At 61.3% G+C, this 17,752-nt stretch carries 21 protein-coding genes and 1 tRNA gene; 3 read left to right on the plus strand and 19 right to left on the minus strand.

Features of this window, described 5'->3' with window-relative positions; translation table 11 throughout:
- Positions 1-10: 10 nt before the first annotated feature.
- Positions 11-1,135 carry a methyltransferase gene (locus PQR27_RS18710; protein ID WP_408525032.1) on the minus strand — a complete coding sequence of 375 codons (1,125 nt, stop codon included), beginning with the start codon at positions 1,133-1,135 and terminating at the stop codon, positions 11-13.
- Positions 1,136-1,339: 204 nt separating this feature from the next.
- On the opposite strand from PQR27_RS18710, the gene PQR27_RS18715 reads away from it, so the two are divergent.
- On the plus strand, positions 1,340-2,941 hold the full coding sequence (locus tag PQR27_RS18715; protein WP_408525033.1) for an N-acetyl-D-hexosamine oxidase: 1,602 nt from the start codon (positions 1,340-1,342) through the stop codon (positions 2,939-2,941).
- Entirely contained in the window at positions 2,938-4,215 is a 1,278-nt protein-coding gene (locus tag PQR27_RS18720; RefSeq protein WP_408525034.1) for a lactonase family protein, read from the plus strand. The genes PQR27_RS18715 and PQR27_RS18720 overlap by 4 nt, the downstream gene beginning before the upstream one ends.
- Positions 4,216-4,479: 264 nt before the next feature.
- Here PQR27_RS18720 and PQR27_RS18725 read toward each other — a convergent pair.
- The 7 genes from PQR27_RS18725 to PQR27_RS18755 all read right to left on the minus strand — a co-directional run bounded on the left by PQR27_RS18725 (position 4,480) and on the right by PQR27_RS18755 (position 9,628).
- Positions 4,480-4,555: transfer RNA gene (locus PQR27_RS18725), tRNA-Thr, on the minus strand.
- Positions 4,556-4,574: 19 nt separating this feature from the next.
- Complete coding sequence (locus PQR27_RS18730; RefSeq protein WP_408525035.1) at positions 4,575-5,102, minus strand: ClpXP protease specificity-enhancing factor; 528 nt, start codon at positions 5,100-5,102, stop codon at positions 4,575-4,577.
- A 73-nt stretch (positions 5,103-5,175) separates the two neighbouring features.
- Positions 5,176-5,787 (minus strand): glutathione S-transferase N-terminal domain-containing protein, encoded by a 612-nt coding sequence (locus tag PQR27_RS18735; RefSeq protein ID WP_006052302.1) that lies wholly within the window; start codon positions 5,785-5,787, stop codon positions 5,176-5,178.
- Between the two features lie 94 nt (positions 5,788-5,881).
- Positions 5,882-6,637 (minus strand): cytochrome c1, encoded by a 756-nt coding sequence (locus tag PQR27_RS18740; RefSeq protein WP_408525036.1) that lies wholly within the window; start codon positions 6,635-6,637, stop codon positions 5,882-5,884.
- A gap of 23 nt (positions 6,638-6,660) precedes the next feature.
- On the minus strand, positions 6,661-8,040 hold the full coding sequence (locus PQR27_RS18745) for a cytochrome b (RefSeq protein WP_408525037.1): 1,380 nt from the start codon (positions 8,038-8,040) through the stop codon (positions 6,661-6,663).
- Positions 8,040-8,660 (minus strand): ubiquinol-cytochrome c reductase iron-sulfur subunit, encoded by a 621-nt coding sequence (gene petA, locus PQR27_RS18750; protein ID WP_408525520.1) that lies wholly within the window; start codon positions 8,658-8,660, stop codon positions 8,040-8,042. The genes PQR27_RS18745 and petA overlap by 1 nt, the downstream gene beginning before the upstream one ends.
- A 221-nt stretch (positions 8,661-8,881) precedes the next feature.
- Positions 8,882-9,628: a Nif3-like dinuclear metal center hexameric protein gene (locus tag PQR27_RS18755; protein WP_408525038.1), complete on the minus strand. Its 747-nt coding sequence runs from the start codon at positions 9,626-9,628 to the stop codon at positions 8,882-8,884.
- 19 nt (positions 9,629-9,647) lie between these two features.
- Here PQR27_RS18755 and PQR27_RS18760 point away from each other — a divergent pair, with 19 nt between their 5' ends.
- Positions 9,648-10,865: a Do family serine endopeptidase gene (locus PQR27_RS18760; protein ID WP_408525039.1), complete on the plus strand. Its 1,218-nt coding sequence runs from the start codon at positions 9,648-9,650 to the stop codon at positions 10,863-10,865.
- Between the two features lie 127 nt (positions 10,866-10,992).
- On the opposite strand, the gene tatC is transcribed toward PQR27_RS18760, so the two are convergent.
- From tatC to PQR27_RS18815, 11 genes are all read right to left on the minus strand, one after another.
- On the minus strand, positions 10,993-11,781 hold the full coding sequence (gene tatC, locus PQR27_RS18765) for a twin-arginine translocase subunit TatC (protein WP_408525040.1): 789 nt from the start codon (positions 11,779-11,781) through the stop codon (positions 10,993-10,995).
- Between the two features lie 34 nt (positions 11,782-11,815).
- Positions 11,816-12,334: a Sec-independent protein translocase protein TatB gene (gene tatB, locus PQR27_RS18770; RefSeq protein WP_408525041.1), complete on the minus strand. Its 519-nt coding sequence runs from the start codon at positions 12,332-12,334 to the stop codon at positions 11,816-11,818.
- Between the two features lie 39 nt (positions 12,335-12,373).
- Positions 12,374-12,613 carry a Sec-independent protein translocase subunit TatA gene (gene tatA, locus PQR27_RS18775; RefSeq protein ID WP_408525042.1) on the minus strand — a complete coding sequence of 80 codons (240 nt, stop codon included), beginning with the start codon at positions 12,611-12,613 and terminating at the stop codon, positions 12,374-12,376.
- Between the two features lie 230 nt (positions 12,614-12,843).
- Entirely contained in the window at positions 12,844-13,209 is a 366-nt protein-coding gene (locus tag PQR27_RS18780; protein WP_408525043.1) for a histidine triad nucleotide-binding protein, read from the minus strand.
- Between the two features lie 83 nt (positions 13,210-13,292).
- Entirely contained in the window at positions 13,293-13,688 is a 396-nt protein-coding gene (locus PQR27_RS18785; RefSeq protein WP_408525044.1) for a DUF4870 family protein, read from the minus strand.
- Positions 13,689-13,771: 83 nt separating this feature from the next.
- The gene (locus PQR27_RS18790; protein WP_408525045.1) at positions 13,772-14,146 is read right to left on the minus strand and encodes a phosphoribosyl-ATP diphosphatase; all 375 of its coding nucleotides are present in this window, start codon (positions 14,144-14,146) and stop codon (positions 13,772-13,774) included.
- Positions 14,143-14,553 carry a phosphoribosyl-AMP cyclohydrolase gene (gene hisI, locus PQR27_RS18795; protein ID WP_408525046.1) on the minus strand — a complete coding sequence of 137 codons (411 nt, stop codon included), beginning with the start codon at positions 14,551-14,553 and terminating at the stop codon, positions 14,143-14,145. Before hisI ends, PQR27_RS18790 begins: the two co-directional genes overlap by 4 nt.
- 1 nt (position 14,554) lies before the next feature.
- On the minus strand, positions 14,555-15,328 hold the full coding sequence (gene hisF, locus PQR27_RS18800; protein WP_408525047.1) for an imidazole glycerol phosphate synthase subunit HisF: 774 nt from the start codon (positions 15,326-15,328) through the stop codon (positions 14,555-14,557).
- Between the two features lie 171 nt (positions 15,329-15,499).
- Positions 15,500-16,252: a 1-(5-phosphoribosyl)-5-[(5-phosphoribosylamino)methylideneamino]imidazole-4-carboxamide isomerase gene (gene hisA, locus PQR27_RS18805; RefSeq protein ID WP_042329166.1), complete on the minus strand. Its 753-nt coding sequence runs from the start codon at positions 16,250-16,252 to the stop codon at positions 15,500-15,502.
- 214 nt (positions 16,253-16,466) lie between these two features.
- On the minus strand, positions 16,467-17,108 hold the full coding sequence (gene hisH / locus PQR27_RS18810; RefSeq protein WP_408525048.1) for an imidazole glycerol phosphate synthase subunit HisH: 642 nt from the start codon (positions 17,106-17,108) through the stop codon (positions 16,467-16,469).
- Positions 17,105-17,725: a YchE family NAAT transporter gene (locus PQR27_RS18815; protein WP_408525049.1), complete on the minus strand. Its 621-nt coding sequence runs from the start codon at positions 17,723-17,725 to the stop codon at positions 17,105-17,107. Before PQR27_RS18815 ends, hisH begins: the two co-directional genes overlap by 4 nt.
- Positions 17,726-17,752: the final 27 nt, after the last annotated feature.

A 17,752-nucleotide genomic window follows, 5' to 3' on the forward strand; every position in this document is an offset into this window, starting at 1 on the left:
CGTCCGCCGATTAGCGCGCCTTCAGGCGCCACAACGACGTCACTTCCGCCACGCGTGCGGCATGCAGCGCATCGGTTTCATCGGTCGACTTCGGGTGGCGCGGACGAATATCTTCGCGACCAACCACCGTCAACCCGGCCTTTTCAATCGCAGCCAGCAGCCACTCACGCGTGCGCAAGCCAAGATGTTCGGCAAAGTCCGACATGATCAGCCAGCCTTCCCCACCCGGCGACAGATGCTCCGCGAGGCCGTTCAGGAAACCGAGCAACATGCGACTTTCCGGATCGTAGATCGCATATTCGATCGGTGAAGCAGGCCGCGCCGGCACCCACGGCGGATTACAGACCACGAGCGGCGCACGGCCTTCCGGAAACAGGTCCGCTTGCACGATATCGATTTGCGAGTCGTAGCCGAGACGTGTGAGGTTTTCACGTGCGCAAGTGAGCGCGCGCGGATCCTGATCAGTCGCGACGATTTTCTTCACGCCGCGTTTGGCGAGCAGTGTTGCCAGCACGCCCGTGCCGGTGCCGATATCGAACGCCTTGTTCAACGAAGGCAGCGGCGTGCGAGCGACCAGATCCACGTACTCGCCGCGCACCGGCGAAAACACGCCGTAATGCGGATGGATGCGTTCGCCCAGTGCGGGGATTTCGACGCCCTTCTTGCGCCACTCGTGCGCCCCGATCAAGCCGAGCAGTTCACGCAGCGACACGACCGACGCTTCATCGCCGGACGGCCCGTAGGTTTCGATGCACGTCTGTTGCACTTCAGGCGCGCGGCGCAACGGAATCCCGTAAGCCGCGTCGAGCGGAATCAGCAGCATGCCAAGCGTGCGGGCGCGTTGCGACTGCGCCTGGCGATGCAGGTTGAACGCGTCGATCGGCGTTTCGCCCTGCTTGCGCGGTTTGCGCTCGAGCCGCCGTGTGACCGCTTGCAGTAGTTGGCGGGCGTTCTGGAAGTCGCCGTTCCACAGCAGCGCCGTGCCTTCGCAGGCGAGGCGGTAGGCCGAGTCGGCCGTGGTGCGATCGTCCGCGACGACGACCCGCTTGGGCGGCGGCACCGCGGCTTCGGAGCGCCAACGGGCAGTACGGGGGCCGTCGGCTTCGGGCCAGGTGATGGTTGCGGGGCTGGTCATGTTCGGGTGGGGTCTGTGTTGCAGGAGTGACGCGGTGAAACGTCGCGTCGTCGGGGGGCTTTGCCCGCGAGAGTGACTTCTGGCGATACTTGGTGACGCCCGAATAGTACCTCTGCCGCTTGGGTTCGCGGTAGGTATTCGCCATTCTCACGCGGTCTGAAGTCTCTTGTCGGTTGCCGCTGCGACGATCCGGCGCAATTGACAATGGCTGTCGTCAAAACTACTTTCCGACCTGTCGATTGCCTAAACAAAGGATTGCTCGTGATCAGCGTGACGCATGAAGATTTCCGCTATCGGACTCTGACGAAAGGTTTCAATCTGCGCTGGCCTGCGGCCGCCTCACAAGCAGCCGCGAAGATTGAACTGTGCGAGAACGCTGAAGACGTCGTCATCGCGCTGCAACGCTGCGTTGATGCGGGCTCCCGACCGACCATCCGCAGCGGCGGCCATTGCTATGAAGACTTCGTGTCGAACAATCCAGGGGGCACCCTGCTCGACCTCAGTCTGCTGAATCGCAGCGGTTTTGATCCCGACGGAGGTTTTCGAATCGCCGCAGGCACACAGAACTGGACCGGCTACCTCGAACTGTACAAGCGACACAGCGTCACGCTGCCTGGCGGCTCGTGCTACTCCGTCGGGGCGGGCGGCCATATTTGCGGCGGCGGCTACGGACTACTTTCGCGGCGCCATGGCTTGACCGTCGACTGGATGACGGGCGTCGACATCGTGACAGTCGACGAGCAGGGCAAGGCGGCACGACGTCGCGTCGACGCGATGCGCGATCCGGATCTCTTTCGGGCCTGTCGCGGTGCCGGCGGTGGCAACTTCGGCGTCGTCACGGACTACCTGTTCGCGAAGTTGCCTCACCCGCCAGCCGAGGTCGCCATCGCAACTGTCGCGTTCGACTGGGCGGACATGACCGACGCGCGGTTTGCCGCTTTGCTGGGCGCGTACGGCGACTATTGGGAAACGCGCGGCACGCAATCGGATACGTGGGGACTCTTCTCAATGCTTAAGCTGACCCATCGGTCGGCAAACCAGATTGTGCTGGTCAGCCAGTTTTGCGACGCGGACGGGACCTGCCGCGACCTGAGCGTACTGAACGAGTTTCTCGAGCGCTTCAGAACCTGCGGCCCGGTGACGGTGAAGGGACCGGTGCCCGGCTACGGTCCGGCGCAGCGCGAAGGTGGAGAACTGCTGTGCTCGCAGCCGCATCGCGTGACGCGCTACGATTGGCTGACGGCGACTCAGTATCTGAACGGCTCCGGGCCCAACCAGCGCGGCAAGTACAAGTCGGCCTATATGAAGCGCAACTTCACGGCCCACGAGATAGCACGCATGTACACGCACCTCACGCGAACGGTGCCGGGCATCGATCTGAGTCAGTCGCTGGTGCAGGTGGATTCGTACGGTGGCGCGATAAATCGCGCGGAACTCACCAACAGCACTGCCGTAGCGCAGCGCGCCTCAATCATGAAACTGCAATACCAGACCTACTGGAGCCAGCCGCACGACGATGCCGCGCACCTGCGCTGGATCCGTGACCTGTACCGCGACGTCTATTCCGGGCCCGATGGACCGGACCGCCGTTACGAAGGCACGCCTTACCCCGGCGAACGCTACGGGGGTTGCTACATCAACTACCCGGACGCCGATATGCTGGCCCACCCATTCTGGCCACAACTGTATTACGGCGACCGCGGCCTTTACACGTTCCTGCAAGACGTGAAGCGCCGCTACGATCCGAACAATATTTTTCACCACGCGATGTCGATACGCCCTCCAGTGGCCGAGAACCGGTCGTGACCCGATACCAGGTTGCTGGACGCCGGCGCTTCCTGCAAGCTGGCGCCGCGCTGTCGGCGTTCGGGATGCTGGCGCCCTCGCTCAATGCCAGCGCCCACACAAAGCGAGGCGACGGCCGGGACTTGCCTCGATCGGTGCAATCAGTCAAGCAACCGCGCTTTGCCTACGTCAGCACCGCGGGTGACACCTCGAAAGGCCGGGATGACGGCAACAAAGCGGCGGGGCATCCGCCGTGCGGGCTCCATGTATTTGCTGTCGTAGGCGACGGGTGGCGGCAAGTGCAGGTCATGCGCAGCGATCGCCCTATTTTTCTCGTGCTCCATCCGGGCAATCGCTTCCTTTATGCCGTCAACCAGATCGACGTCTATCAGGGTCTCGCCACAGGCAGCGTCGAGGCCTACTCAATCGATCCTCGCGACGGGCGGCTGTCGCTGCTGAATCGGCAGCCGCTCTCGCTATCGGGTACGCGGCCGTCGCATGCCGCCATATCGCCAAACGGTCGCATGCTGGTAGTGGCACTATCCGGCGGGGGTGCCTACGACGTGATGCCGATCGGCCCCGATGGACGGCTCGCGAATGTGTCCAGCATCCTGAAGGAAACCGGCTGTGGCCCGGACAAGACGCGCCAACGCACCGCGCAACCGCAGATGGTGCTATTCGACCCCAGCGGCGAACGCATTCTGAGCGCGGATTTGGGCTGCGACCGGCTCAGCGTACTGACGCTTGCCGGCAGCCGGCTGAGCGCATGGGACCGCATCGCAACAGCACCCGGCAACGGCCCACGCGAGCTGGCGCTGCATCCTGACGGCCGGTGGCTGTATGTGCTGAACGAACTTTCCGCGACGGTGGAATGGTACGGCTACAACGCCGGACGCGGCCTGATCGGACCGAGGCGGGGCGCAATGTCTGTTGCGCCGTCCTCCGTCGGGGAGACGGGTGCAAGTAGCGCAACAGCAGTCGCGCTGCATCCCTCGGGACGCTTTCTCTACGCCGCCTACAGCGGTGTAGCGTCGGCCAATTTGTCCGCCGACGGCATCGCGGTATTTCACGTCGACGCCATGAGCGGGAGGCTCGTCGAACTGCAATGGTGGCACGAGGGCTTGAATAGGCCGCGTGCCTTGGCATTGGCGCCGGATGGCGCCAGCCTCTATGCGCTCAATCTGCAAGGTGGCGACATTTTGCGTCTGAATATCGATGCGGAGAACGGCACGCTGGATCAGCCGAAGCGGATGACAGGGATACCTGCACCGACGTGCCTAGCGTTGACGGCGTGAGCAACGTAGACAAAAAAATCCAATATCGACAAGGTGAATGAGATCTGGGCGAAAACGCTATTTTTGCGCCTCTGGATCGGTAACCGTCAGCCTTTCCCGGGTACGCCGCAAGGGTCGAACGCATCGCGAGCAAGGCGCACGCGGCGCCCCAGGCACCGTGCCGTCTAGCGACACCGTGGCTGGCCCCTGACACCGTCGCAATACGGCAATAACCAAATAAAAAACGGGTTTCTGAAAATCTTCAGAAACCCGTTTTTGTACTACTGGTGCCGGCTGCAGGACTCGAACCCGCCACCTCATGATTACAAGTCAAGCGCTCTACCTGATGAGCTAAGCCGGCATGAGGCCGTGATTCTACTTCATTTCACGATCTTGAGGTGGCCTCTTCCGCCACCTTTTGATCCGTCGTCGTCAGGTTGCGGGCCGTCGTCCGCGTTATCCGCTTTGCTAGTGGCGGCATCCGGTGCCGGCGGCGCCGCAACGGCACGCGGCGCAGCGCCGACCGGCGCAGCGGGCGACTCCGCCTCTTCCGCCAGTTCCGCGTCCGCACCCGAATCCAGCGCTTCGCCCCCCGCCGACTCGACAGGGAACGCCATGCCTTGCCCATTTTCACGCGCATAAATCGCGAGAACATTGGAGATCGGCACTTCGATCTTGTGCGACTTGCCGGAGAAGCGCGCGCTGAATTCGATCCACTCGTTACCCATCTGCAACTGGCTGGTCGCCTCGAAGCTGATGTTCAACACGATCTCGTTGTCGCGCACGAACTGACGCGGCACGCGCGTCTGATTATCGACCCGGACCGCGATATGCGGCGTATAGCCGTTATCCGTGCACCACTCGTACAGCGCGCGCAGCAGATAAGGCTTGGTGGAAGTCTCTTGCATCAACAATCCTCTTACCGGGCGCGGGCGCGCACATCAACAATCTGCACGCGCCGCCCTCGCCCTAAAGCCAAACTCAACGACGCATCACCTTTTCCGAAGGCGTCAGCGCTTCGATATAAGCCGGGCGGCTGAAAATGCGCTCGGCGTACTTCATCAGCGGTGCAGCGTTCTTCGACAGCTCGATGCCGTAGTGATCCAGACGCCACAGCAGCGGCGCGATCGCCACGTCGAGCATCGAGAACTCTTCGCCGAGCATGTACTTGTTCTTCAGGAAGATCGGTGCGAGCTGCGTCAGACGATCGCGGATCGCGAGACGTGCCTTTTCGTGGTTCTTCTCGGCGGCTTTGCCCTTTTCGTTTTCGAGCGTGCCGACGTGGACGAACAGTTCCTTTTCGAAATTCAGCAGGAACAGGCGCGCGCGGGCGCGTTGCACCGGGTCAGCCGGCATCAGCTGCGGGTGCGGAAAGCGCTCGTCGATGTACTCGTTGATGATGTTCGATTCGTACAGAATCAGGTCCCGTTCGACCAGAATCGGCACCTGACCATACGGATTCATCACGGCGATGTCTTCCGGCTTGTTAAACAGGTCGACGTCGCGGATCTCGAAGTCCATGCCCTTTTCGAACAACACCAGCCGGCAGCGCTGGGAGAACGGGCAAGTTGTGCCGGAATACAGAACCATCATGTTTACGTTTCCTCAAAAAGCTGAAAGGCCAGCGCGCGGAAAAACCGTACCACAGGCTTTTCCTGGCGCCGGCCCCACGCCGGTGACGGCGTGATTATTTGATATGTTTCCAGTACGCGGCGTTCAATCGCCAGGCGAAAAAGCTCAGAATGCCGAGGTACAACAGCACCCACACGCCCAGCTGTTTGCGGGTTTTCTGCGTGGGTTCGGACATCCATGAAAGGTACGACACAAGGTCGGCCACAGCAGAATCATAATCTACCGGCGACATCGTCCCCGGAGTGACCTGCTGGTAGCCGACAAATTTGTGCACCGTTTCCCCTGTTTTTTCGTCGGTTTCATCACCGAACTTCGCGGTACGTTGCCCCTGAAGCTGCCACAGCACGTGAGGCATGCTCACGTTTTCATACACCAGATTGTTCCAGCCGGTCGGCCGCGTATTGTCGCGATAAAAGCTGCGCAGATACGTGTAGAGCCAATCCTTGCCGCGCGCCCGCGCTTCCACCGACAAATCCGGCGGACTCGCGCCGAACCACGCTTTTGCGTCGTCGGGGCGCATCGCCACGGTCATGGTGTTGCCGACCTTGTCGGTAGTGAACAGCAGGTTGGCCTGAATCTCGTTCGGCGTAATGCCGAGATCGGTCAGCCGGTTGTAGCGCATCAGGTTCGCACTGTGGCAATTCAGGCAATAGTTTACAAACAATTGCGCGCCGTGCTGCAAGGAAGCGAAATTTTCCGCGTTATCGGGCGCGCGGTCGAGTGGGAAATTCTCGTCCGCGCGCGCCGGGCCGGCCGCCAGCGCGAGCAGTGTCGCGCCGATCAGCGCGCACGTCGAAAGCAGTTTTTTCATCTTCGTATTCTCCTGGCTCGCGATTAGTGAGGCTTGAACCGCACCCGTTCGGGCGGCTGCTTGAACGTGCCAAGCCGCGTCCAGAACGGCATACCGAGGAAAAACGCGAAGTAGATCAGCGCGCACACCTGTGCAATCAGCGTCGAGGCAGGCGACGGCGGTTTGGTGCCGAGGAAGCCCAACGTCAGGAAGGCGAGCACGAAGATCCCGTAGAACACCTTGTGAAAAAACGGCCGGTAACGAATCGACTTGACCGGCGAGCGGTCGAGCCACGGCAGGAAGAACAGCGAGATCACCGCGCCGCCCATCACCACCACGCCCCAGAACTTCGATTCGGTGAAGGCCATGGCCAGAATCACCAGCACCGCGAGCACCGGCAGGCCGAGCTTCCACTTGCCGCGCGCGCGCACCAGCGCGAACAGGCCGAGTAGCGCGATGATGATCATCAGCACGATCTTGAACGGATCGGTCGTGGCGCGCAGCATCGCATAGAACGCCGTGAAATACCAAACCGGCGCAATTTCCTGCGGCGTTTGCAGCGGATTGGCGGGAATGAAGTTGTTCGCTTCAAGGAAGTACCCGCCCATCTCCGGCGCGAAGAAGATGATCGCCGCGAAAATGATCAGGAACACCGACACGCCCATGAAATCGTGCACCGAGTAGTACGGGTGGAACGGAATGCCGTCGAGCGGAATGCCGTCCGGATCCTTCTTGGCCTTGATTTCGATGCCGTCCGGGTTGTTCGAACCTACTTCATGCAGCGCCACCAGGTGCGCGACCACGAGGCCAATCAGCACCAGCGGAATCGCGATCACGTGAAACGCAAAGAAGCGGTTCAACGTAACGTCCGAGACGACATAGTCGCCGCGAATCCAGAGCGACAGATCCGGCCCGATGAAGGGAATCGCCGAAAACAGGTTCACGATCACCTGTGCGCCCCAGAACGACATCTGGCCCCATGGCAGAAGATAGCCAAAGAACGCCTCGGCCATCAGGCACAGGAAAATCGCACAGCCGAACACCCACACCAGTTCGCGCGGCTTACGGTACGAGCCGTACAACAGCCCGCGGAACATATGCAGATACACGACGACGAAAAACATCGACGCGCCGGTGGAGTGCATATAGCGGATCAGCCAGCCCCACGGCACCTCGCGCATGATGTACTCGACCGAGGAGAACGCGAGCGTCGCGTCGGGCTTGTAATTCATTGTGAGGAAAATGCCGGTGACGATCTGATTGACCAGCACCAGCAATGCGAGCGAACCGAAGAAGTACCAGAAGTTGAAGTTCTTCGGCGCGTAGTACTCGGAAACGTGCTTTTTCCAGGTGGACGTCAAAGGAAAGCGGCGGTCGATCCAGCCGACCAGCCCGGTCGTCTCTACTTCGTGTTCGATCGCCATTACGCTTCTCCTTTCTCGTCCTTGCCGATCACGAGGCTGGTGGCCGACGTGAACATGTAGGGCGGGATATCGAGGTTCTGCGGCGCAGGTTTGTTCTTGAAGACGCGGCCGGCCATGTCATAGGTCGAGCCGTGGCAAGGGCATAGGAAGCCCCCAGGCCAGTCGTCCGGAAGGTTGGGCTGCGCGCCCTCCTGGAAGCGCGGCGTCGGCGTACAGCCCAGATGGGTGCAGACGGCGACGGCGACGAAAAGGTTCTTGTGATCGGTGCGCGAACGGAATTCGTTGTTGCAGTACTCCGGCAACGGCATCGAAAAAGGATTCTTGGTGTGGGGATCCGCTACTTCGTTATCGGCTTTCTGGACATCGGCCAACATTCTGTCGGTGCGATTGATGATCCATACCGGCTTACCGCGCCAGGCAACGGTCATCATGTCGCCAGGCTTGAGATTACTGATATCGACTTCGACCGGGGCGCCTGCCGCCTTGGCCTTTTCAGATGGTGCAAACGAACTAACAAAGGGTACGACAGTGGCAACGCCTCCTATGCCACCTGCTACGGTCGTCGCTATCAGCCAGGTACGGCGGCCGCCGTCGACGCGTTCATCTTCCTTGTCTCGCATTACACGCCCCACTTCTGAGTTGGATTTTTCCTTCACGTCGCTTCTACCGCCGCTAGTTTGCGCGAATGGAGTCGGCATTTACAAGGCCCCATTGCCAAAAACCGTGCGAAGCCCTTGATAAGTCAGGGTTTCTCCGTACGGATCGCAAACCTTTTTATGTCTCCTTTTAAGCGTTCTCTGCGTTATTCGTGCCTTTTGCTTCTCGAATGCCGATTTTCAATTCAAACGGGATTAGGGATATCGATAAACAGGTGTTCGATATCGAACGACTCGGACAGATGCTTGCCGACCGCCTGCACGCCGAAACGCTCGGTGGCATGGTGGCCGGCCGCTAGAAACGCGACCCCGCTCTCCGCCGACGTGTGCATCACGGACTCCGACACCTCGCCGGTCAGATAAACATCGGCGCCGGCGTTGATCGCGGCGTCGAACATGCCTTGCGCGGCGCCTGTGCACCAGCCCACGCGGCGCAGTTCGCGGTCTGAGTCGCCGAATACGAGCGGCGTGCGGCCAAGCGTCTGCTCCACCTGGGCGGTGAAGTGCGCAAGGGTAATCGGCATTGGAAAGGTGGCGAGCCAGCCGAGATCGTTCTCGCCGAAACGCGCGTCGCTGATCCAGCCCATCTTCGCGCCGATCTGCGCGTTGTTGCCGAACTCGGGATGGTCGTCGAGCGGCAGGTGATAGGCGAACAGGTTCAGGTCGTTGGCAAGCAGCAGCTTCAGGCGCGCGTACTTGCGGCCGGTGATCTGCGGCGCTTCGTTGCGCCAGAAGTAACCGTGATGGACCAGCACGGCGTCCGCGCCCCAGTCGAGCGCGGCCTCCAGGAAGGCGGCCGAGGCGGTTACGCCGGTCGCGAGCTTATTGACCCGGCGACGCCCTTCCACCTGTAATCCATTGGGGCAATAGTCCTTGAAGCGCGCAGTTTCAAGGAGATTGTTCAAGTACAATTCAAGTTCGATCCGATCCATATAAACCTCTAGTCTTCAGATGCTTAGACGCTTTTGGCTGTTCTTTGCCCAAGCGGTGACTGTGCTGTTGGCGCTCATGTTCATCATTGCGACCCTCAAACCGCAATGGCTCCAGCGCCAAGGGCAATTCGGCAAGCAACTCGCCGAACCAATCGTCGCCCTGCGGGAAGTGGCGCCAGGCATCGGCAGCGGCCCTGCACAGGCGTCCTATGCGGACGCCGCGCAAAAGGCCATGCCCGCGGTCGTCAATGTGTTCTCGAGCAAGGATGGCTCACTGCCACCGGATCCGCGCGCGAAAGATCCGCTGTTCCGCTACTTCTTCGGCGACAAAAACAAAGGCAAGCAGCAGGAACAACCCGCGGCCAATCTCGGCTCGGGGGTCATCGTGAGTTCGGAAGGTTACATTCTAACGAACCAGCACGTTGTGGACGGCGCGGATCAGATTGAAATTGCACTGGCCGACGGCCGCACCACCAACGCGAAGGTGATCGGCGTCGATCCTGAAACGGATCTGGCCGTGCTCAAGGTCAACATGACCAATCTGCCTACCATCACGCTCGGCCGCATGGACCAGACGCGCGTGGGCGACGTGGTGCTCGCGATCGGCAATCCGTTCGGAGTCGGTCAGACGGTGACCATGGGTATCGTCAGCGCGCTCGGGCGTAATCACCTCGGCATCAACACCTTCGAAAACTTCATTCAGACCGACGCGGCCATCAACCCGGGCAACTCGGGCGGCGCATTGGTCGACGTGAACGGCAATCTGCTCGGCATCAACACGGCTATCTATTCGCGCTCGGGCGGCTCGCTCGGTATCGGCTTCGCGATTCCCGTGTCCACGGCGCGCAGCGTGCTGGAGAGCATCATCACCACCGGCTCGGTCACGCGTGGCTGGATCGGCGTCGAGCCGCAGGACGTGACGCCGGAGATCGCGGAATCGTTTGGCCTCGAACAGAAGTCGGGTGCCATCGTCGCGGGCGTGCTGAAGAACGGCCCGGCCGATCGCGCCGGCATCAAGCCGGGCGACATTCTGATGAGCGTGAACGGCCAGGAGATCACGGACACCACGCGTCTGCTGAACGTGATCGCGCAGATCAAGCCGGGCACGGCGGCGAAGGTTCATCTGGTGCGCAAGACTCGGGAGATGGATCTGGATGTGACCATCGGCAAGCGCCCGCCACCGCCGAAACAGCCGGACGACAACAGCAGTGATCAGCAGGACGACGACGGCGGTTGAAGTGCTCCTGTGAGCAGGCAGTGGCCGCTACGGCCGCGGCCAATAAAAAAGGCAGCCCGAATGGACTGCCTTTTTTTATTGCCTGTGCTTACCGTTTCCCGCCAGGCCGCGCGAAGCACGGCACGCGTCACGTTTGAGCTGGCGGCTGCTCCTCTTCGATGGCCGCCACCGGCTGCTTGCCGACAATCAGGCGCGCCGCGATGATGCCCGCCTCGTACAGCACGATCAGCGGAATCGCCAGAATCAGCTGCGAAAACACGTCCGGCGGCGTCACCACCGCCGAAATCACAAACGCGCCGACAATCACGTACGGACGGATTTCCTTAAGTTTCTTGATGGTCAGCACATTCATGCGGACCAGCAGCACCACGACAATCGGCACCTCGAAGGTCACGCCGAACGCAAGGAACATCGTCAGCACGAAACTCAGGTAGTTGTCGATATCGGTGGTCATCTCCGCACCGAGCGGTGCGTTGTAGTGCGCCATCACGCGGAAGATGGTTGGAAACACCACGAAATACGCGAACGCCATACCGCACAGAAACAGCGTATAGCTGCTGCCCACCAGCGGCCCGACCAGCTTCTTCTCATGCTGATAAAGACCCGGCGCGACGAACGCCCAGATCTGATACAGCACGATCGGCAATGCGATGACAAAGGCCACCAGCATGGTCACCTTCATCGGCACGAAGAACGATCCCGTGACGTCGGTGACGATCATCTTGCCGTCCTTCGGCAGATTCTGCATCAAGGGGCGCGCCAGCAGCCGGAAGATGTCCGGCGCCCAGTACACGAGTCCGACGAATACCACAATGACCGCGAGGCCCGCGCGAATGATACGGTCGCGCAATTCAACGAGGTGGGAAATGAAGGTCTCTTCAGTGCCTTCGTCCTGGGTTTGCTGGGGGTCGCTCACACCGGCCCTCGGTTAGGGATTGTCGTTCTGATCATCAGAAGAACCGCGTCGGACGACGCATGCTGGCCGGCGTATGTCGCGCCACGCGCGCAGCGCCCGACTGCACGCGCGTGCGGCGCGTGGTGGCACGCTTGTACCAGGTGGGCATGGCCGTCTGCTTGACGCGCCAGTTCTTGCGTTTGGGCGCGGCATACGGCGTGCTGGTCGGCCACGATGAACTGCTGGCGTCTTCGAGCGCGCCGCCGGCAATGCTCGGTGACACCGACGAGCCGCCGCTCCACGCTTCGTTCAGCTGGCTTTCGTGCTTGCGCAGATTTTCCTGAACGGAGGCCTGGACATTGGTCGCCGCAGTTTCGAACTCGCTTTTCATGTTACGCAACTCGTCGAGTTCGATTTCGCGCGTCACTTCCGCCTTGACGTCGTTGATATACCGCTGCGCGCGACCGAACAGCGCGCCGGCTGTGCGGGCCACGCGTGGCAGGCGCTCAGGCCCGAGTACGACCAGCGCGACGACGCCGATCAGCGCCATCTTGGTTAGACCGAGGTCCAGCATGAAGTGGAGTGTCCGTCAGTAACGCGGTTGATCCGCGGCTTAGCGGTAATCGCCGGAACGCGGCGTCTTTTCCTTGGCTTCCACGTCCACCGTGCCGTTGCGCGGCAGTTCGCGCTGCTGCGCTTCGCCGCCCGGCGTATCGGCTTCCTTCATACCTTCCTTGAAGCCCTTCACCGCACCACCCAGGTCGGTGCCGATATTGCGCAGTTTCTTCGTGCCGAACACGAGCGCTACGATCAGCAACACGATCAACCAATGCCAAATGCTCAATGAACCCATGACTACTCTCCTTAACCCCACAACCGCATCATGATGCGGCTAAACTCTTGCGCCTTGCGGCGTGACTCGAAGCGCGTTTGCTTCATCTATTCGTTACTGCAGGCTCTTTCGATGCGACCCCACAACACGGCATGCCATTTGACCTGACGATCGCGTCGGCGTCGTTACAATGCGGCAAAAATAACGGTCGGACCATTATTCACGGCCAGCACTCACCGCGGCTGCCCGGCTCAGCCCATGCGCTGCCAGGGGCGCGGCCCCGCCAGAATGTGCGCGTGCAGGTGGTACACCTCCTGCCCGCCGCCCGGACCGGTATTAATGACCGTGCGAAAGCCGGTTTCCCCACCGGTGTACGCGACGCCCAGCTGGTCGGCCAGACGCGCCACCAAAACAAGCATTCTACCAAGTAGCGATGTGTCGCTTTCAGTGCAGTCCGATAGCGTCGCGATATGCTTGCGCGGAATCACCAGCACATGGGTCTCAGCCGCCGGACGGATGTCCTTGAAGGCAAAAAATTCTTCGTCTTCATGGACTTTGGTCGACGGGATCTCGCCGGCGGCGATCTTGCAGAAAAGACAGTTCGGGTCGTGGCTCATCGTATTCCTTACGCGGTATGACTAAAGCGCAAAAGCGTGCGGCGTGCCGGGGCGGAACCCGCTGGTATCCGGCCCGGTGAACCTCAAATCCAGCCGCGCGGATTCGCAAGCGGCTTGTTATCGTACAGATACAGCCAGCCCTTGATAATACGGTACAACATCCAGATGCTGACGGCCCACAGAACTGGAATGCCGATCACGACGAAAAGCAGCACGCCGCCGATCAGGTAGCCGATCAGGCACATCCAGAACGAGCGGATCTGCCACTCGAAGTGCGCCTCGTACGGTGTGCCCACAACATCCGGCCGCTTCACGTAGTTGATGATGATCGCAATCAGAATCGTCAGCCCGCCTGTCAGCCAGTGCACCGCGTACAGCGCATACAGAACATGCGTCAGCGTACGCAGACTGCGCTCACGGTCGGGCTCGATGGCATTGCGATAAACCGGTGGCGGATAGCTGTCGGGCGACTGGTCCATGCTTGCTTCCTCCTGAAGATGCGATCAGATACGTTCGGTGCAATATGGGCGCCGGCGTCCGCCGGTTCAAGACGGAGCGACGATCAGTCGCCGTTCTGCTCGCGGTCGCGGCTTTTGCGCAGCGCCTTTTCCTCGATGCCCGACATGCCTTCGCGGCGCTCGAGTTCGGCGAGCACGTCGGCGGGATTCAGATCGAAATGCGACAGCATCACGAGACAATGGAACCACAAGTCCGCAACTTCGCCGACCAGCGCTTTCGGCGCGCCGCCGTGGCGCGCGTCTTTCGCGGCCAGCACGACTTCAGTGGCTTCCTCGCCGATCTTCTTCAGCACCGCGTCATCGCCCTTATGGAACAGGCGCGATACATAGGAGACGTCCGGATCGCCGCCCTTGCGGCTGTCGATGATCGCGGCGAGGCGCAGCAGCGTGTCGTTTGTGGTTTGCGTGGATTGCGTCATTTGTAAATGTGTTCGGGGTCTTTCAACACGGGTTCGACGGCGACCCAGTCGCCATCGTCGGCCGTGCCTTCGAATTTCTGGAAAAAGCACGAATGGCGCCCAGTGTGGCAGGCAATGCCCGACACCTGCTCGACCTTCAGCAGTACGACGTCTTCGTCGCAATCGAGCCGCACTTCGTGCACATGCTGCACGTGGCCGGACTCTTCGCCCTTGAACCACAGACGCTGACGCGAGCGCGAGAAATACACCGCGCGCCCCAGTTCAATGGTCTTCGACAATGCCTCGCGGTTCATCCACGCGAACATCAGCACGTCGTTGGTCGACGCTTCCTGCGCGATCACCGGCACGAGGCCGTTCGCGTCCCACTTGACCTTGTCCAGCCAGCCCACTGCCGAGGGATTCACCACGTCACAACCTCACCGAAATGCCCTGATCGGCCATGAAGCGCTTGGCCTCGCCCACGGTGTGTTCGCCGTAGTGGAAAATGCTGGCGGCCAGCACCGCGTCAGCATGACCGTTTGTGATGCCGTCGGCCAGATGCTGCAGCGAGCCCACGCCACCTGAAGCGATCACCGAAATCGGCACCGCGTCGGATACCGCGCGGGTCAGCGCGAGGTCGAAGCCGCTTTTGGTGCCGTCGCGATCCATGCTGGTCAGCAGGATTTCGCCGGCGCCCAATTCGGCCATCTTGCGAGCCCACTCCACAGCTTCGAGTCCGGTGGCCTTGCGCCCGCCATGGGTGAAAACTTCCCAGCGCGGCGGCTCGCCTTCGGCGGACACGCGCTTGGCGTCGATCGCCACCACGATGCATTGCGAGCCGTACTTGTTGCTCGCATCGCGCACCAGTTGCGGATTCGCCACCGCCGATGAATTCATGCTGATCTTGTCCGCGCCGGCATTCAGAAGACGCCGCACGTCTTCGACGGCGCGCACGCCGCCGCCGACCGTCAGCGGAATGAACACCTGGGACGCCACCGCCTCGATGATCGGCAGGATCAGATCGCGTTGATCCGAGGTCGCGGTAATGTCGAGGAAGGTGAGTTCGTCGGCGCCCTGGTCGTCATAGCGGCGGGCGATTTCGACCGGATCGCCCGCATCGCGCAGTTCGACGAAGTTGACGCCCTTGACCACGCGTCCAGCCGTGACGTCGAGACAGGGGATGATGCGTTTAGCTAGAGCCATGATCGTGCAATTCTGCCAATACCGCTGATAAGGCCGCTCGCCTGAACCTTCAACGAGCGGCACAGTGCCGGCGCGGCCCGCCGCGTGAGGCCGCTCTACGTGTGAAACGCATGCGGCATGACGCTTTCAGGACACGCCGTTGCGTCGCGTTTGAATCGACCGGAGAGCGCCTTAGGCGTCGTCCGATTCGCGCAGGCGGTCTGCGAGCGTCTGCGCAGCCGCGAAGTCCAGATCGCCCGAGTAGATCGCCCGACCGCAGATCACGCCTTCGATGCCTTCGTCCTCGACCTCGCACAACGACTCGATGTCGGCCAGATTCGACAGGCCGCCGCTCGCGATCACCGGAATCTTCACCGCGCGCGCGAGGCGCACCGTGGCCTCGATGTTGATGCCTTGCAGCATGCCGTCGCGGCCGATATCCGTGTAGATGATCGACTCGCAGCCGTAATCCTCGAACTTGCGCGCCAGATCCGCCACTTCGTGGCCGGTCAGCTTGCTCCAGCCGTCGGTCGCAACCTTGCCGTCCTTCGCATCCAGACCGACGATGATGTGGCCGCCGAACGCCGTGCAGGCGTCCTGCAAAAAGCCCGGATTCTTCACGGCCGCCGTGCCGATGATCACATACGACAGACCGTCGTCCAGATAGCGTTCGATCGTGTTCAGGTCGCGGATGCCACCGCCCAGCTGGACGGGAATCTCGCCACCTACTTCCTCGATGATCGCGCGGATCGCGTCTTCGTTCTTCGGCTTGCCGGCGAACGCGCCATTCAGGTCGACGAGATGCAGACGCCGGGCGCCGCGGTCGACCCAATGTCGGGCCATTGCCGCCGGTTCCTCGGAAAATATCGTCGCCTGGTCCATATCGCCTTGTTTGAGGCGTACACACTGACCATCTTTCAGGTCGATGGCGGGAATCAGCAGCATAGCAATCGGGTGTTGTCTGGGAGGTGGTTGAAGGTCGGCGGCAGCGGCTGGTCAATCAGCCCGCCATCACGCCGTTTCGCTAGTTTAGTACAACTCTTTCGGCGCCCTTGCTGAGCGCTGTGGAGAAGCGAAATCGTCTTGCTGCCGCTGTGACGCGCGACACACGCCCCGCTTGTGGCGGAACGGCGCACGGCCACAGAATGAAGAAAGGCGCTCACGGGTTCCAGTGCACGAAGTTGCGATACACGCGCAGCCCCGCTTCAGCGCTCTTTTCCGGGTGGAATTGGGTCGCGAAGATGTTATCCCGCGCCACCGCCGAGGTAAAGGGCACACCGTACACCGTTTCGCCCGAGGTATGGGCGGCATTGTCGGGCACGACGTAATAGCTGTGCACGAAATAGAAGAAGGCGTTGTCCGCGACGCCGTCCCACAGCGGATGCGGCTGCGCCTGGCGCACCCGGTTCCAGCCCATTTGCGGGACCTTGAAGCGCGAGCCGTCGTCCTGCACCTGGCCTGCGAGGTCAAAGCGCAGCACCTTGCCGGGCATCAGGCCCAGACCGGGCGTATTGCCCTCCGCGCTCCAGTCGAACAGCATCTGCTCGCCAACGCACACGCCCATCAGCGGCTTGCTGCGCGAGGCTTCAATGACCGCTTCCTGCAGGCCGGATTCGGCCAGACTGCGCATGCAGTCAGGCATCGCGCCCTGGCCGGGCAGCACCACGCGATCGGCTGAGCGGATCGCTTCGGGCTGGTCGACGATCGCCACGTCCGCCTCCGGCGCGGCGTGGCGCAATGCCTGGGCAACCGAGCGCAGGTTGCCCATTCCGTAATCCACAATCGCTATCGAAGTTTTCATTTCAAGTTAGGCAGCAATGCCTTCAATCCGTCGACGATGAACTCCACCGCCAGCGCCGATAACATCAACCCCATGAGCCGCGTGCCGATGTTGATACCTGTGCGACCTACCCAACGGGCAATCGGTTCGGCCAGCCGCAGCGAAAAAAAGCAGATTGCGGCCAGCACCGCGCCGATTGCAATCAGGCTGAGCCGGTCGTACCAATGCGCCGAGCCGGCCGCATAAATGATCGTAGTGCTGATCGCGCCTGGGCCGGTCAACAGCGGAATCGCCAGCGGCACGACCGCGATATTGTCCTTCTGCTCGGCTTCGTCGCGCTCTTCGGCCGTTGAACGGCTATTGCCGATCTGCGCGTTCAGCATGTTGATCGCCATCAACAGCATGATGATCCCGCCGCCCACTTCGAGCGAGCCGACCGAAATGCCGAAGAAACTGATGATCTGCTGCCCGAGCAGCGTTGTCACCGCAATCACGCAGAACACCGAAATGGCTGCGATGCGAATGGTCCTGCGGCGCTCCACATCGTTCTGATGCGCCGTGAGGCTCATGAAGAACGGGATGGCGCCGACCGGATTGATCAACGCAAGCAGCGAAATAAACGACTTCAGAGTGTCCATCGCATACCGTGCGCGCGTGAGCGTAGC

Source organism: Paraburkholderia fungorum (assembly GCF_046027215.1).
In the GTDB taxonomy this organism is placed as follows: Bacteria; Pseudomonadota; Gammaproteobacteria; order Burkholderiales; family Burkholderiaceae; genus Paraburkholderia; species Paraburkholderia fungorum_D.